The sequence below is a fragment of the Actinacidiphila bryophytorum genome, from assembly GCF_016916835.1.
Taxonomy (GTDB): Bacteria; Actinomycetota; Actinomycetes; order Streptomycetales; family Streptomycetaceae; genus Actinacidiphila; species Actinacidiphila bryophytorum.
On the sequence record NZ_JAFFIX010000003.1, the window covers coordinates 230,577 to 244,981 of the forward strand.

At 71.8% G+C, this 14,405-nt stretch carries 12 protein-coding genes and 1 pseudogene; 7 read left to right on the top strand and 6 right to left on the bottom strand.

Features of this window, described 5'->3' with window-relative positions:
• Positions 1-203: 203 nt before the first annotated feature.
• Positions 204-878, bottom strand: a complete 675-nt coding sequence (locus tag JT723_RS06195) for a TetR/AcrR family transcriptional regulator (RefSeq protein ID WP_205043452.1) — start codon at positions 876-878, stop codon at positions 204-206.
• A 138-nt stretch (positions 879-1,016) separates the two neighbouring features.
• Here JT723_RS06195 and JT723_RS06200 point away from each other — a divergent pair, with 138 nt between their 5' ends.
• The gene (locus JT723_RS06200) at positions 1,017-2,441 is read left to right on the top strand and encodes an MFS transporter (protein WP_205043453.1); all 1,425 of its coding nucleotides are present in this window, start codon (positions 1,017-1,019) and stop codon (positions 2,439-2,441) included.
• Between the two features lie 72 nt (positions 2,442-2,513).
• Here JT723_RS06200 and JT723_RS06205 read toward each other — a convergent pair whose 3' ends face one another.
• On the bottom strand, positions 2,514-4,796 hold the full coding sequence (locus JT723_RS06205) for a glycoside hydrolase family 3 N-terminal domain-containing protein (RefSeq protein ID WP_205043454.1): 2,283 nt from the start codon (positions 4,794-4,796) through the stop codon (positions 2,514-2,516).
• A gap of 470 nt (positions 4,797-5,266) precedes the next feature.
• On the opposite strand from JT723_RS06205, the pseudogene JT723_RS06210 reads away from it, so the two are divergent.
• A pseudogene (locus tag JT723_RS06210) lies at positions 5,267-6,346 on the top strand (right-handed parallel beta-helix repeat-containing protein); the annotation flags it as partial.
• A 757-nt stretch (positions 6,347-7,103) separates the two neighbouring features.
• The gene (locus JT723_RS06215; RefSeq protein WP_205043455.1) at positions 7,104-7,295 is read left to right on the top strand and encodes a DUF6191 domain-containing protein; all 192 of its coding nucleotides are present in this window, start codon (positions 7,104-7,106) and stop codon (positions 7,293-7,295) included.
• Between the two features lie 35 nt (positions 7,296-7,330).
• Here the strand turns inward: JT723_RS06215 and JT723_RS06220 are convergent, their stop codons facing one another.
• A complete protein-coding gene (locus tag JT723_RS06220) occupies positions 7,331-8,278 on the bottom strand; it encodes a right-handed parallel beta-helix repeat-containing protein (protein ID WP_205043641.1) in 948 nt (315 codons plus the stop codon).
• Between the two features lie 289 nt (positions 8,279-8,567).
• Here JT723_RS06220 and JT723_RS06225 point away from each other — a divergent pair, with 289 nt between their 5' ends.
• The 3 genes from JT723_RS06225 to JT723_RS06235 are packed head-to-tail and all read left to right on the top strand — an operon-like array spanning position 8,568 to position 10,444.
• The gene (locus tag JT723_RS06225; RefSeq protein WP_205043456.1) at positions 8,568-9,170 is read left to right on the top strand and encodes a hypothetical protein; all 603 of its coding nucleotides are present in this window, start codon (positions 8,568-8,570) and stop codon (positions 9,168-9,170) included.
• A gap of 60 nt (positions 9,171-9,230) precedes the next feature.
• A complete protein-coding gene (locus JT723_RS06230; protein WP_205043457.1) occupies positions 9,231-9,779 on the top strand; it encodes a SigE family RNA polymerase sigma factor in 549 nt (182 codons plus the stop codon).
• Positions 9,776-10,444, top strand: a complete 669-nt coding sequence (locus JT723_RS06235) for a hypothetical protein (RefSeq protein ID WP_205043458.1) — start codon at positions 9,776-9,778, stop codon at positions 10,442-10,444. Before JT723_RS06230 ends, JT723_RS06235 begins: the two co-directional genes overlap by 4 nt.
• A 28-nt stretch (positions 10,445-10,472) precedes the next feature.
• Here JT723_RS06235 and JT723_RS06240 read toward each other — a convergent pair whose 3' ends face one another.
• Positions 10,473-11,711 carry an MFS transporter gene (locus tag JT723_RS06240; protein ID WP_205043459.1) on the bottom strand — a complete coding sequence of 413 codons (1,239 nt, stop codon included), beginning with the start codon at positions 11,709-11,711 and terminating at the stop codon, positions 10,473-10,475.
• On the opposite strand from JT723_RS06240, the gene JT723_RS06245 reads away from it, so the two are divergent.
• A complete protein-coding gene (locus JT723_RS06245; RefSeq protein ID WP_205043460.1) occupies positions 11,710-11,943 on the top strand; it encodes a hypothetical protein in 234 nt (77 codons plus the stop codon). The two genes, JT723_RS06240 and JT723_RS06245, sit on opposite strands and share 2 nt — an antisense overlap.
• Positions 11,944-11,986: 43 nt before the next feature.
• On the opposite strand, the gene JT723_RS06250 is transcribed toward JT723_RS06245, so the two are convergent.
• Positions 11,987-12,817 carry an LLM class F420-dependent oxidoreductase gene (locus tag JT723_RS06250; RefSeq protein WP_205043461.1) on the bottom strand — a complete coding sequence of 277 codons (831 nt, stop codon included), beginning with the start codon at positions 12,815-12,817 and terminating at the stop codon, positions 11,987-11,989.
• A 107-nt stretch (positions 12,818-12,924) separates the two neighbouring features.
• On the bottom strand, positions 12,925-14,250 hold the full coding sequence (locus tag JT723_RS06255; RefSeq protein ID WP_205043462.1) for a phosphatase PAP2 family protein: 1,326 nt from the start codon (positions 14,248-14,250) through the stop codon (positions 12,925-12,927).
• Between the last annotated feature and the right edge of the window lie 155 nt (positions 14,251-14,405).

Consider the following 14,405-nt stretch of genomic DNA (forward strand, 5'->3'; position numbering starts at 1 on the left):
CACCCCCGGTCGGAGGCGTGCGCGATCGGCCTCAAGATACGCGCGTAGATCCGGTCGCAGAAGGAGTACCGAGGTTAAATCTGGGTGTTGTGTGTCGTGCCCGCGGCGTACGGGCCGATACGTCCGGCTGGTCGCGGGTGACCGCCTGTCACGTACGCCACTGGTGTCCCGGGGTGCTCTTCCGCGGCCCGGGACCGGAGGCGTCAGTGTGCGGCGGCGGCCTCGGCGCGGGCGGCGTCGCGTATGCCGGTGACGATCAGGTCGACCCCCCGGTCGAAGTACAACTCCCGGTCGGAGCAGGCCGCGAGCGTGTCGGCGGCGGCCACGATCCGCGGGTAGCGGCGCGGGGACAGCGCCAGCAGGGTGGCGCGCTTGGCGCGGACCGCGTCCTCGTTCGCCTCCGGGTCGGGGCCGAGATCGCGGCCCGGCTCGGCGATCGCCAGCGCGACCAGTGAGCCGAGGATCTGGCTCGCGGTCTCGGCGCTGCGCTCCACCGACATGCCGCCCTGCGCCATCAGCTCCAGTGCCCGCTCGGTGACGGCCAGGCCCGGCTCGGTGGTCACCATGCCGTTGAAGACCAGCAGTGCCGCGTTGGGGTGCGGGCGCAGGGCGTCGACGAAGCTGCTCAGCAGGTCGCGCAACTGCTCGTGCCAGGGCCGGTCGTCGGGCTCCGGCACCACCGCGCCGCCCAGCAGCCGGCCCGCGAGGGCGACGAGCAGGCCCTCCTTGTCGGGGAAGTGCCGGTAGAGGGCCATCGGGGTGACGTCGTGCAGCTGGGCGACCCGGCGGACGGTGACCGCGTCGAGCCCCTCCGCGTCGGCGACGGCCAGCGCGGTGGTGATCAGCTCCTCACGGTTCAAACGCTTCTGAGCCGCCATCTTCTGCTCAACCCTTCGCCCGACAGCCGCCCCCACTGTGGTCTACAGCGTACACAGCCGGTCCGTGTTTACAAAGTACACAATGCCTGTATGGTTGCGTCGTAAGCATACGCTGTAAACATCCCTCCCGAGGTTGCTATGCGACGCAGTCCCTGGGCCACCCTGACCGTGCTGGCCCTCGCCCAATTCATCGTGGTGCTCGACGTGACGATCGTGAACGTCGCGCTCCCGCACATCCAGTCCGACCTCGGCTTCACCGCCGACGGCCTGCAGTGGGTGATCAGCGCCTACACCCTGGTCTTCGGCGGCTTCCTGCTGCTCGGCGGCCGGGCGGCCGACCTGCTCGGCTCACGCCGTGTGTTCGTCACCGGCCTCGTCCTGTTCGGCGCGACCTCGCTGGCAGGCGGCCTGGCCGGCTCACCCGGGCTGCTGATCGCCGCCCGCACCCTGCAAGGGCTCGGCGGCGCACTGCTCTCGCCCGCCGCGCTCGGCATCCTCACCGTGACCTTCCCGCACGGCAAGGAGCGCAACATCGCCATGGGCGTCTGGGGCGGCCTGGCCGGCCTCGGCGGCACCCTCGGCGTCGTCGCCGGCGGCTTCCTGGTCGACTCGCTCAGCTGGCGCTGGGTCTTCATCGTCAACGTGCCGATCGTCGTCGCCCTGGTGATCGCCACCCCGCTGATCGTCGCGCACGTCGCACCGCACAAGGGCCGCCGCGCCTTCGACGCGCTCGGCGCCGTCCTGGCCACCGGCGGGCTGCTCGGCGTCGTCTACGCCGTGGTGCGCGCGGAACCGCTCGGCTGGTCCTCGGCCGAGGTCATCGGCTGCCTGGCCGGAGGGGTGCTGCTGCTGGCCGCCTTCCTGCTGGTCGAGACCCGCGTCGCGGCGCCTCTGGTGCCGATGCGGCTGCTCAGGTCCCGCGCCCTGAGCAGCGCCGGCGGCGCGATCGCGCTGACCGGTGCGGCCTTCCTGTCGATGTTCTTCCTCACCGCGATCTTCCTGCAGCAGGTGCGCGGCGACAGCGCCCTGCGGGCCGGCGTGGAATTCCTGCCGATGGGCGGCGCCGCGATCGGCGCCGCGGTGCTCGCCACCCCGCTGATCACCCGCTTCGGCACCCGGCCGGTGCAGACCGCCGGCACCATGCTGAGCGTCGCGGGCCTCGTGCTGCTCTCCCGCGCCGACGCCACCGGCTCCTACGCGAGCCAGATCCTGCCCGGCATGATCCTCTTCGGGCTCGGCATCATCGCGGTGTCGGTGCCGGCGCAGATCGCCGCGGTGGTCGACGTCACGCACGCCGACGCGGGCGCCGCCTCCGGTGTCTTCACCGCCTTCCAGCAGGTCGGCGGGGCCGTCGGGCTCGCGGTGGTCACCACGCTGTCCACCTCGCGCGCCACCCACGCGCTGGCCGGCGGTGCCTCGCAGTCCGACGCGCTGGTGGACGGCTTCCAGCGCGGCCTCCTGGTGGCCGCGGCCTTCACGGTGGGCACCTTCGTGGTCACCCTGCTCTCGCCGCGGCTGGCCCCCAGTGCGGAGCAGATCGCGGGTGCGGCGGCAGCGGCGTGAACGCTCGGGGGCGGCAACGCCCGAGCGGGCGGCGGCACATGGCCGCCGCCCGCTCGTGGAGCCGGACAGGTGCTAGCCCGCCGTGCACAGCGGTACCGGCGGCGGTGAGCCGGGCGTGCCGTTGGCGGTGAAGCCGAAGGAGATCGAGGCGCCTGGCGAAACGGCGCCGTTGTAGGGGGCGTTGGTGACGGCGAAGGCGGACCCGCTCTGGGTGAGCGTGCCGTTCCACAGACTGGTGATGGTCACCCCCGGCATGGACCAGGTGACCTTCCAGCCGCCGAGCGCGACGGAGCCCGGGTTGCTCACCGTCACCTCCGCCTGGAAGCCGCCGGACCAGGAGTTGGTGACCTTCAGCTGCGCGGTGCAGCCGGACCCGGCGGGCGGGGTGGTCGGCGGCGGGGTGGTCGGCGGGGGAGTGGTGGGCGGCGGGGTCGTCGGGGGCGGCGTCGTGGGCGGGGGAGTGGTCGGCGGGGTCGTGGTCCCGTACGTCAGCCCGTAGCCGTACGGGAACAGCGGGGTCTTGCCGTCGCCGTCGTTGATCGGCTCCTGCGAGGCGCTCTGCATCCACGTCATCGGCAGCTTCCCGGTGGGCGCGTAGTCGCCGAAGAGCACGTCGGAGACGCCGTTGCCCTCGGTGCCCGGCAGCCAGGCGGCCACCAGCGCCTTCCAGTCCGGCAGCTGGGACGCGATGTCCAGCGGGCGGCCGGAGACCAGCACGGTGACGACGGGCACGCCGCTGGCCTTGAGCTTGGCCAGCACGTTCAGGTCGGTCTGGTCCAGGCCGAGCGACCCGGTGCGGTCGCCCTGGCCCTCGGCGTACGGGGTCTCGCCGATGACGGCGACCGCCGCGGTGTAGGAGCTGTCGATGCCGTCGCCGGTCTTGCTGTACGTCACCTGCGACGGGTTGTCCACCGCGGACCTGATGCCCTGCAGGATCGTCGTGCCCGGGGTGATGGCGCCGCTGGAGCCCTGCCAGCTGATCGTCCAGCCGCCGCTCTGGTTGCCGATGTCGTCGGCGGACTTGCCGGCCACGAAGACCTTCGCGGACTTCGCCAGCGGCAGCACGCCGCCGTCGTTCTTCAGCAGCACCTGCGACTCGCGCACCGCCTGCCGCGCGACCTGCCGGTGTGCGGCGGAGCCGACCGTCGAGGTGTAGGAGCGGTCGGTCAGCGGGTGCTCGAACAGCCCGAGTTCGAACTTCTTGGTCAGGATGCGCCGGTTGGCGTCGTCGATCCTGGCGGTGGTGACCGCGCCGCTGCTCACGTCGCTCTTGAGGTCGGCGATGAAGGACTTGTAGTCGGTCGGCACCATCACCATGTCGATGCCCGCGTTGACGGCGGTGGCGACCTCGGCGGCCGTGAAGCCCGTCCTGCCGTCGATCTTGTCGACGCCCGCCCAGTCGGACACCACGAAGCCGGAGAAGCCGAGTTCGCCCTTGAGCAGGTCGGTGATCAGGTAGTGGTTGGCGTGGTCCTTGACGCCGTTCCAGCTGCTGTACGAGATCATGACCGAGCCGACCCCGCGGTCGACGGCGGCCTTGAAGGGCGGCAGGTGGATGGCCCGCAGGTCCGCCTCGGACAAGGTGGCGTTGCCCTCGTTGACCCCGCCGTCGGTGCCGCCGTCGCCGATGTAGTGCTTGGCGGTGGCCAGCACCGAGGCCGGGCCGCCCAGGGTCTCGCCCTGCAGCCCGGTGATCTCGGTGGTCATCTGCGAGGGCAGGTCGGGGGTCTCGCCGAAGGACTCGTACGTCCTGCCCCAGCGGTCGTTGCGGGCCACGCACAGGCAGGGCGCGAAGTCCCAGTCGATGCCGGTGCCCGACACCTCCTGCGCGGTGACCTGCCCGACCTGCTGCACGAGCGCCGGGTCGCGGGTCGCCCCGAGGCCGATGTCGTGCGGGAAGATCGTGGCGCCGTAGACGTTGTTGTCGCCGTGGACCGCGTCGATCCCGTAGATCATCGGGATGCCCAGCGGTGTGCCCAGCGCGGTCCGCTGGAAGCCGTCGTACATGTCGGCCCATGCGCCGGCGTTGTTGCTGCTCGGCGCAGAACCGCCGCCGGACAGGACCGAGCCGATGCGGTACGTCGCCAGGTCCGAGGGCGCGGAGGCCAGCGCGGTCCTGTCGACCTGGGTCATCTGGCCGATCTTCTCGTCGAGCGACATCCGCGACAGCAGGTCGTCCACCCGCTGGGCGACCGGCAGCGACGGGTCCTGGTAGGGCAGTCCTGCCGCCTGTGCGGCGGCGGGCGAGGCGTCGGGTGCGGCGGCGCTGGCATGCACCGCGGCATCGGTGAGGGAGAGCATCGCGAGCACGGCGCCGACGGCGACGCCCGCTCTGCGCAAGGTGATTCCTGGCATTGGCGTACTCCGTGTGGGGGGAGGCCGTGGGGGGCCATGGAGTGGGAGCGCTCCCATAGATAAGGCCAGGCCACGGCACCCCTGTCAAGGCCCGCACCCTCGGGCCGGGGTTGCTTCCGCCTCTCCCGGGGGTGGTGGTGCGGCGTTGACGCGACAGCAAGCGCTTGCTACCTTGTGCGACGCGTCAAGGTCGTGACGTGAAGAAGGCGGGTCAACCGCGCCCCGTTGACGGTTGGGCAGGCTAGTAACCGCTTTCGTGAACAGCCTGTCACGCACGCTGAACGCCGCCCCGGCGGCTCCCCCCACCGCACCTCTGGACGAGAGGTCTCAGCACCGTGAAACACACCCCCATGTCACCTGCCGGGCGGCAGAAAGCCGCGGCCGCCGTCGGCGCGGCCGTGCTGGCCACCGCCGGGCTGCTCGCGCTCCACCCCTCCCCCGCGGCCGGCGCCCAGCCGCAGGTCAACAGCAACGCGCTCTACGTCTCGCCGAGCGGCACCGACAGCGCCGCCGGTACGGAGTCCGCGCCGACCACCCTCACCTCCGCGATCGGCCGCATCACCGCGGGCGGCACCATCTACATGCGCGGCGGCACGTACAACTACTCCTCCACCGTCACCATCGCGCAGGGCAACAACGGCAGTTCCGGCGCACTCAAGGAGCTGTCCGCCTACCCGGGCGAGACCCCGGTGCTCAACTTCTCCGCGATGGCCGAGGCCGACAGCAACCGCGGCCTCGCGCTCAACGGCAACTACTGGCACCTCTACGGCCTCACCGTGCAGCGCGCCGGCGACAACGGCATCTTCGTCGGCGGCAGCAACAACATCGTCGAGCGCACGGTGACCGCCTTCAACCACGACAGCGGGCTGCAGATCTCCCGGATGGCCTCCAGCACCCCGCAGAGCCAGTGGCCCGCGAACAACCTCGTCCTCAGCTCGGAGTCGCACGACAACTCCGACTCGGGCGGCGAGAACGCCGACGGCTTCGCCGCGAAACTCACCGCGGGACCGGGCAACGTCTTCCGCTACGACGTGTCCCACAACAACATCGACGACGGCTGGGACCTCTACACCAAGAGCGACACCGGACCGATCGGCGTCGTGACCATCGAGAACTCGCTGTCCTACGACAACGGCACGCTCTCCGACGGCACCGTGAACTCCGCCGGCGACCGCAACGGCTTCAAGCTGGGCGGCGAGAAGATCGCCGTCAACCACGTCGTCCGCAACAGCATCGCCTACCACAACGGCCACGACGGGTTCACGTACAACAGCAACCCCGGCGACATGACCGTCACCGACAACGTCAGCATCGACAACAGCGAACGCAACTTCCACTGGGAGACCGGCAACTCCACCTTCCGCAACGACACCTCCTGCCGCTTCGACGTCAGCGGCTCCAACGACAAGGTCGTCGGCTCCACGGACACCACCGACCAGTTCTGGTCCGGCTCCAACGGGTCCCGCTGCTCGTCCTACGACGGCGCGCTCGGCTGGTCCTACGGCTCCGACGGCGTCCTGAACGTCACCTTCGGCGGCACCCACGTCACCGGCGGCAGCACCACCGGCGGCTCGACGGGCGGCACCACGCCCCCGACCACGCCCCCCACGACCCCGCCGACCAGCCCGCCGACCACCCCGCCCACGACGCCGCCCACCGGCGGGCAGCTGTTCACCGACGACTTCGAGGACGGCAACGCCAACGGCTGGACCCCCAGCGGCGGTTCCTGGGCGGTCCGCTCCACCGGATCGCACGTCCTGACCCAGTCCGACGTCGCCGCCAACGCGGTCTCCCTGGCCGGATCCTCCTGGTCCGCCCAGAGCATCCAGGCCACGGTGACCCCGACCCTCTTCGAGGGCTCGGGCGAATACGTGGCGGTCCTCGCCCGCGTGCAGGACGCCTCGAACTACTACGCCCTGGTGCTGCGCGACGCGAACAAGGCCGAGATCCGCCGGGTCTCTGGCGGCACCAGCAAGGTGCTCGCCAGCGTCTCCTTCACCGTGGACACGGGCGTGCCGTACACGGTGCGCCTCTCGGCCCAGGGCAGCAGCCTGACCGGCTACGTCAACGGCCAGTCCGTCGTCAGCGCCGGCGACTCCACCTTCGGCAGCGGACGGATCGGCCTCGGCACCTTCGACGGCACCGCCGACTTCGACAACGTCGTGGTGACCAGTTCGTGACGACGCACTGACACAGCGCAACCAGGCACTGCCTGTGGGCGGTCGGGCACTTCCGGTGACCCGGCCGCCCGCCGGCGCGTGGGCGTAACCTGATGAGGACAGCGCCGCATGTGCCGGGGAGGTCCGCGTGTTCAACATCCTCGAAGAGTTGTTCGCGCCGGGGCGCAAGCACACCGACGACGAGCGCAACCGCCTGGAGCTCTTCCGCGACGAGGAGGGCAACGGCGACCCCGCCCGCGGCCCGATAGACCTCGCCTCCGGCAAGGTCGTGGTGCGCGCGCCGCGCACGTCCCCCGATGCCGCCGAATCCGCTGACTGAGGTCCGCCCGACCGGTGAGGCCCGCCCGGCCGAGGTCAGCCGACGGGGATGCCGGGGTTGACCAGGCCGTTGCCGCCCGTGACGGTGTTGTCGGCGGCCACCGTGACCGGGCAGGAGACCGGGTCGTAGACCGTGACGTGGACGGCGTAGCGGTCGGGTCCCGTGGCGCCGGTCAGGTCGGAGTCGTTGCCGCGGAAGACCGTGCCGCAGCCCCACCCGGGGAACTGGCTGTGCGTCTGGAAGCCGTCGTTGGTGGTGCGGGTGCCGCGGTTGCCGGTCACCGTGTAGCCGTTGCCCTTGATGTCGACCCAGGAGTCGTCGTAGTTGGCGCCGGTCAGCCCGCTGCCGTCGAAGGTGTTGCCGGAGATCACCCCGCCCGTGGTGCCCTCCTTGATGTCGATGTTCTCGCCGCCGACGTTCGGACCGATGACGTTGCCGGTGATCAGGACGTGGTCGCTGGTGTCGCTGAGCGTGTTTGCGGTGCCGACGTAGATGCCCTCGCCCATGCCGTTGCCTGACGTGCCGGTGTCGTGGACGTACGAGTTCTGCACCACGCCGTAGCTGCTGGAGCTGCGGAAGTGGATGCCCTCCATCGTGGTGCCGTGCACCTCGACGGAGTCCACGGTGACATGGTCCGAGGCGTCGATCATGATGCCCTTCTGGGCGTGGGTCAGCGTCAGGCCCCTGATCGTCCAGTACGGCGCACCGGTGAGCTGGATGACGTTGCCGCCGCCGGTGCTCGTGGTGAGCACGGCGCCCGCCGAGCCGACCAGGGTGATCGGGGCGGCGGCCGTACCGGCGACGGTGACCTTGAAGTTGCCGGTGTACGTCCCGTCCGCCAGCCGGATCGTCTCGCCGGGCACGGCCGCGGCAAGCGCCGCCTTGAGCGCCTTGCTGTCCGCGACGTCCACGAAGGACCCGGCGGCCCCCGAAGGCGGCGCCGCAACCAGGCAGGCGGCCGCGGCGAGCACGCCCGAGGACAGGAAGACGGCGCCGCGTGCGGCGCCGGTGACGCGGTGGATCCAGCGGGGCCGGGTGGGGGGATGCGGCACGGCGGAACACCTCCAGCTGTGTGGGGTCCCGGCCGGGACCCGGAGCAGCTAGGGGATACCGGCCGCCGCGGACGGGCGTCAAGACCGCCTCGCTGTCGCCCCAGTCGCCCGGGAGAAGAAGTCGGTTCGCTGTGTCATCCGGGCCGGGGCCGGGCGGAGTTCTGGACAGTGAAGAGGCGCCCGCCTCTGGTGTACCAGTTCGCTCAGGAAGGTTCGGACCGTGAACCGAACGAAGACGTACGTGTCCGCCGCGGCTGCTGTCGTCGCCCTCGCCGTCGGGATTCCGACGATGGCCCAGGCCCACGACGGCGGCAGCGCGAGCCACCCCGGCCGCTCCGGCCACCCCGCCCGTTCCGCCCCGGCACAGCGGGCCGCGGCCGCCGTCGTACCGGCGAGCGTGGTCGCTCCGGGGCAGCGCGTCCCGGCCGGCTACGGGCTGCAGGTGTGGCTGACGGCGGACGGCAAGTACGTGCAGGTGCCGGGCCAGGACGTGGAGTTCACGCCGAAAGTGGACGGCGGCCAGACGTCGGGGATCAACCTGCAGGCCTATCCGACCTCGCACGGGTGGTTCGTGTCCGGGGTGTTCCTGGGCCACGGCAGGGCGGGCCGGGTGGAGGTCACCACCGCGAGCGGCACGGTTCTGGCGGGCCGTGTGCTGCAACTGGCAGGCGACCCGGGCTGGGGAGCCTTCTTCGTGACACCCGGCGCGGCCCTGCCCGTCGGGTCCGGCACCCCCCACCCCCGTGTCGGCGTCGCGAAGATCGTCGTCTTCGACACCGCGGGCCACGTCATCACCGACGCGACGTACCCTGGCGCCTTCTGACGCCCGCCGCGTCCCCGTGTCCGACCTCCTGCAACTGCCCACCGGAAGGAAGCCCGCGTTGTGACACAGGAGCGCGGCGCTGATCGCACCGAGCGGCCGGGACCCGCAGGCTTCGCGGCCTTCGCGGCTGCCGCGTGGCCCCGGCTGGTGCGGACCGCGCACCTGCTCACCGGCGACTTCCACGAGGCGGAGGACCTGGTGCAGACGACGCTGGCCAAGGTGTACAGCCGGTGGCAGCGCATCCCGCACGACGAGGTCGACCGCTACGTGCGGACCGCGCTGGTCAACAACAACCGCAGCCGGGTGCGGAAGAAGCGGGTCACCCAGCTGCTGCTTCCCTTCCTCCCGGAACAGGCGGCCGGCGGCCGGCCCGGCCCCGACGAGGCGGTCGAGCAGCGGGCCGTCCTCACGGAGGCGCTGTCGGGCCTGTCGGTCCGGCAGCGCACCGTGCTGGTGCTGCGCTTCTACGAGGACCTGAACGAACAGGAGATCGCCGCGGTGCTGAACTGCTCGGTGGGCACCGTCAAGACGCACACCCGGCGCGCCCTCGCGGCCCTGCGCGGCCACCCGTCCTTCGCCCGTACCCTCGCGCCGGAGTCCAGCACATGACCTTCGAACCCGAGAACGAACAGTTGCGGGCCGCCTTCACCGAAGCCGCCGGGGGCGTCAGGCCGTCACCCGTCCCGCTGGCCGCCATCGAGCGCAGGGGCCGCGCGCGGCGCCGCCGCAAGGGCGTGGGGCTGGCCCTGGCCGGCGGGCTGCTGGCGGCGTCGTCGGCGGTGACCGCGCTGCACGTCGCCGGATCGCCGGCCCCCGGCCGGCCCCCGGCCGCGGCGGTCGCCGTGCCGCCGCTGACGGTCGCCCTCGGGCAGCAGGTCGCCGCGGGCTACGGCCTGGTGGTGTGGCTGACGGCGGACGGCAAGTACGTGCAGGTGCCGGGGCGGGACGTGGAGTTCACGCCGAAGGTGGACGGCGCCCAGACCTCCGGGGTCAACCTGCAGGCCTACCCGGTCTCGCACGGGTGGTTCGTGTCCGGGGTGTTCCTGGGCCACGGCAGGGCGGGCCGCGTGGAGATCACCACCGTCGACGGCGCGGTCCTCCACACCCGCGTCCTGCAACTCCCCGGCGACCCGGGCTGGGGCGCCTTCTTCGTCCCCCTCTCCCTGCCCCTCACCGCCGTCCCCGGCACGTCCCCTTTCCACATCGCCGTGACAAAGGTCGCCGTCTACGACACCAAGGGCCACCCGATCACCACCAGCACCTTCCCCGGCTGACCACACCGGCACCTCCCCCCGGGGGCTTTCACCCCTCCGAGGAGGCGTGGGCCGACAGGTGACCGCTCGGCGTGGGTTGTTCGGGTCGGGTCGGGGTCGGGAGGGGGGTCAGGAGGGTGGTGGTCAGGAGGAGGGGGAGGAGGGCGGTCAGGGTGCGGGGGAGGGTGGTCAGTTCGGCGGACCAGCCCACTGCTGCCGGGCCGAGCAGGACTCCGGTGTAGGTGAAGGTCGTGAAGCGTGACAGGGCGGTGGCCGCGCTCATCCCCTCGACCTGGCCCACCGCGCTGAAAGCCAGTGGCAGCAGGACGGACATGCCGGCGCCCATCACGGCGAAGCCGGCCACCGCGGCTGCGGGTGCGGTTGTCAGGACCGCCACGCCGAGGCCGAGTGACGCGACGAGCCCGCTGGTGCGGAAGACCGTCCGTGCGCCGTAGCGCGTGGCCAGGCGGTCGCCGACGAGGCGCACGGCCGTCTGGCCGCCCGCGTAGGCGGTCACCGCGCTCGCGGCCAGGCCCAGCGAGACGCCCCGGCTGTCGTGCAGGAAGATCGGCCCCCAGCCGAGCGCGGCCCCCTCGCAGACCATCAGGGCCGTACCGGCCAGGCCGAGCGCGACGAGTGCGCCGTTCCAGGCACCGCCCGGGCGACCCGTCTTCCGGCCCGAGGGAGCCGGAGCGCGGTCCGCGGCGGCGGGCAGCAGCAGGGGGCCGAGGGCGAGCCCGCCGACGACCAGCACCGCGGCCGCCCCGACGAGGTGCGCGGTGAGCGGGACGCCGGCCCGCGACAGCCCGGCCGTCGCGAGGGACGCCACGACCGCGCTGACGCTCCACGCGGCATGGCAGCTGCTGAGGACACGTCGCCCGGTTCGTCGCTCCACCGCGACGGCGTGCGCGTTCATGGCCGCGTCCGTCGTACCGTGCACAGCCCCCAGCGCGGTGTTGGCCGCGGCCAGCGCACCGAAGCCGCCGGCCAGGCCCACCAGCGCCAGCAGCAGTGGCAGGACGACCAGCGACACGCGCAGCACCGGCCGGCTGCCCACCCGCCCCACCAGCGGCCCGACGAACTGCATGGCCGCGATGGCCGCCACGGCGAACAGCACGCCCAGCATGCCCACCTGCCCGTCGGAAAGGTGGTGCGCGCTCTTGAGCGAGGGCTGCCTGGCGATGGACGTGGACAGGGTCAGCCCGTTGAGGAAGAAGACGGCCGCGGCCGGCCGCCGTCCGCTCCCGGCCCCCGCCGGCCGTGCTCTGCGCTTCCGCCCGTCCCGCATGTGCCCTCCGCCCGCCGTCGACCGCGACCCCCGAACGGGGGTCCTCAGCAACGACGAACGGGACGGCCGCAGATCGACACCGGCGCCCCACCTGTACGGCCCCCGCGCCGCCGGACGCCGGGAGGAGAAGATCCGCCGGCCGTCGGACCTGGTCGAGCCGGGCGTCTACCAGGTGCGCAAGGACCCCGCTGTCGGCCCGCACGAGGATCTCGACACCGTCGGGGACCTGTAGGCAGCCGCCGAGCCGGCCTGGCGGGCGTGAACCGGGTGGTGGTTCAGCGCAGCCGGCTGCCGAGTCGGAGGGCGATCTGGTCGACGGTCCTGGTCATGGCGGCGGTGCCGGCGGGCCGGACCCAGAACAGGACGCGGTCGATGCCCGCGGCGGCGTAGGAGTCGACATCGTCGAGCTCGCCGCCGAAGAGGGTGACCGGAATGGGCTGGTCGCTGCCGGGCTTGCGGGCGGTCTTCTTGAACTCCGCGATCTGGTCCAGGACGCCGGGGCGGACCATGGGGATCCATTCGTCGCCGTAGGCGATGACGCGCTTGGCGACGTTGGGGCCGTTCCCGGCGACCAGGACCGGGGGGTAGGGCTTCCGGACGGGCTTGGGCCAGGAGGTGATGCGGTCGAAGTCGACGAAGTCGCCGTGGTACGAAGCGATGTCGCGGGTCCAGACCTGCTGCATGGCCTGGACGCGCTCGCGCATGACCGCCCACCGGTCGTCGGGGTGTGTGCCGTGGTTGCGCATCTCCTGGTTGATCCAGCCCGGTCCGACGCCGAAGTTCATCCGCCCGCCGGACAGGACGTCGACGGAGGCGACCTCCTTGGCGGTGACGATCGGGTCCCGCTCGGTGACGAGCACGACGGCGGTGCCGATCTGCAGGGTGGTGGTCGCCTGGGCGATGGCGCCCAGCGCGACGAAGGCGTCCATGCCGTTCTTGAACTCCGGCGGCAGGTTCATCACGTCGTAGCGCTCAGGGGTGACGGCGGGGATGTGGGTGTGGTCGGGCATGAACAGCGACTCGAAGCCGCGGTCCTCCAGCAGCACACCGAAGTCGCCCGGGGGGATGGCGTCCTGGGTGGGGAACATGATGAATCCGAACTTCACGACGCGCTCTCCTCGCGGGCGGTGGCTCCATCGTAGTACGAAGCTCATCGTAGTACGACGGCCATAGTAATACGACGGCCGTCGTGGTACGGCGCCGGTCGAGGTACTCAGGCCTGGCTGAGCCCCAGCGCGCCTGCTTCCGCCGGCCGTGGTTCCAGCAGCGGCTCCGCCGCGGGCTCCAGGCCCCAGCGCCGTGTGGTCCGCACATAGGCGAGGACCACCGAAGCCGGCGCCAGGACGAGAAGCGGCCCGAAGGCCCACGGATGCCGGGCCATCTCCACCGGCAGGTAGCGGTAGGACAGCAGCAGCGCGACGAACACCGTCGCACCGAGGGCGACGAGCTGCGACGCCGGCCGGTCCCAACCGCGGTCGAGCGCGCGCATCGCCGTCTCCACGGTGAGTGCGAACACCACGCCGGCGACGAGGTCCGCGCCGTAGTGGTAACCGAATCCCAGCGTCGCCCCGAGCGTGGCGACCAGCCAGAACGCGCCGGCGGCCCGCAACGCCCGCGGACCCTTGCGCGAGTGGATGAAGATCGTGGTCGCCCATGCCGTGTGCAGGCTGGGCATGCAGTTGCGCGGGGTGATCCCGTCGAACGCCATCCGGTGCGGGTGCCCGACCGGTGCGGGCGTGTCCGGCCACAGGTTGGCCACCGCCCAGTGGCCGCCGTCGGCGCCGAAGGCGAAGACCGGGCCGACCACCGGGAAGATCATGTAGACCGCCGGCCCGAGCAGGCCGATGACCAGGAACGTACGCACCAGGTGGTGGCCCGGGAAGCGGCGCTCCACTGCCACGTTGCGCAGTTGGTACAGCGCGATGATGGCCGCTGCCAGCGGGAGCTGGCCGTAGACGCCGTGCAGGACGAGGGCGCCTGCCGGACCGGTGGCCGCGACGGCCCGGCCGACCATCCACGACGGGTTGCCCAGCGCGTGATCGGCGGTCGCCACGTACTGGTCGAACACCATCGGGCGGGTCTTCGACGTGATGAGCAGCCAGGTGTCGCCGGTCTTGTGGCCGGTCACCAGCAGCAGGCCGAGACCGACACCCTTCAGCAACAGGGCGCGCTCCCGTCCGGTGCGGCGCGTGACGGCGATGACCGCACAGCTCAGCATCACCCACAGGGCGCCGTTGCCGAAATGTATCCCGGCGCCTGCCGCCCACCGCGCGAGGCAGAAGACGATGTCGATACCGATCGCCGCACCGACCGCGATGAACCGCTGCCGCCAGGTGAGCACCACCGCCGTCAGCGCCAGTCCGGCGTACAGCAGCGGCCCCGAGGTGGGGGCGAACACCACCTCGCGCGCCTGGTTGGTGACAGGTCCTGGCAGCCCGTAATGGCGCGCAGCGATCTCCAGCGAGAGGAGGAGCCCGAGGACCACTGCGCCTGCCGTGCCCCACAGCACCGCACCTGGCCGCTGCCGGATGGCGACCATCGTTCTGCTGATTGCCCGCGATGTCTTGGATATCAAATCTGGTCGACTTATGGGATATCGGCCGCACGGAGGACCCTTCGTGCCGAATGGCACGCTCTTCCCGGCGAACGCCGGCCGAAGAGGGCGATCCCCGTGATTTCGAACATGCTACCGGG

Coding starts and splice junctions, on each gene's coding strand:
- JT723_RS06200 (WP_205043453.1), top strand. CDS start 1,017: ATGCGACGCAGTCCCTGGGCCACCCTGACCGTGCTGGCCCTCGCCCAA.
- JT723_RS06255 (WP_205043462.1), bottom strand. CDS start 14,250: ATGGTCGCCATCCGGCAGCGGCCAGGTGCGGTGCTGTGGGGCACGGCA.
- JT723_RS06235 (WP_205043458.1), top strand. CDS start 9,776: ATGACCTTCGAACCCGAGAACGAACAGTTGCGGGCCGCCTTCACCGAA.
- JT723_RS06195 (WP_205043452.1), bottom strand. CDS start 878: ATGGCGGCTCAGAAGCGTTTGAACCGTGAGGAGCTGATCACCACCGCG.
- JT723_RS06240 (WP_205043459.1), bottom strand. CDS start 11,711: ATGCGGGACGGGCGGAAGCGCAGAGCACGGCCGGCGGGGGCCGGGAGC.
- JT723_RS06205 (WP_205043454.1), bottom strand. CDS start 4,796: ATGCCAGGAATCACCTTGCGCAGAGCGGGCGTCGCCGTCGGCGCCGTG.
- JT723_RS06245 (WP_205043460.1), top strand. CDS start 11,710: ATGTGCCCTCCGCCCGCCGTCGACCGCGACCCCCGAACGGGGGTCCTC.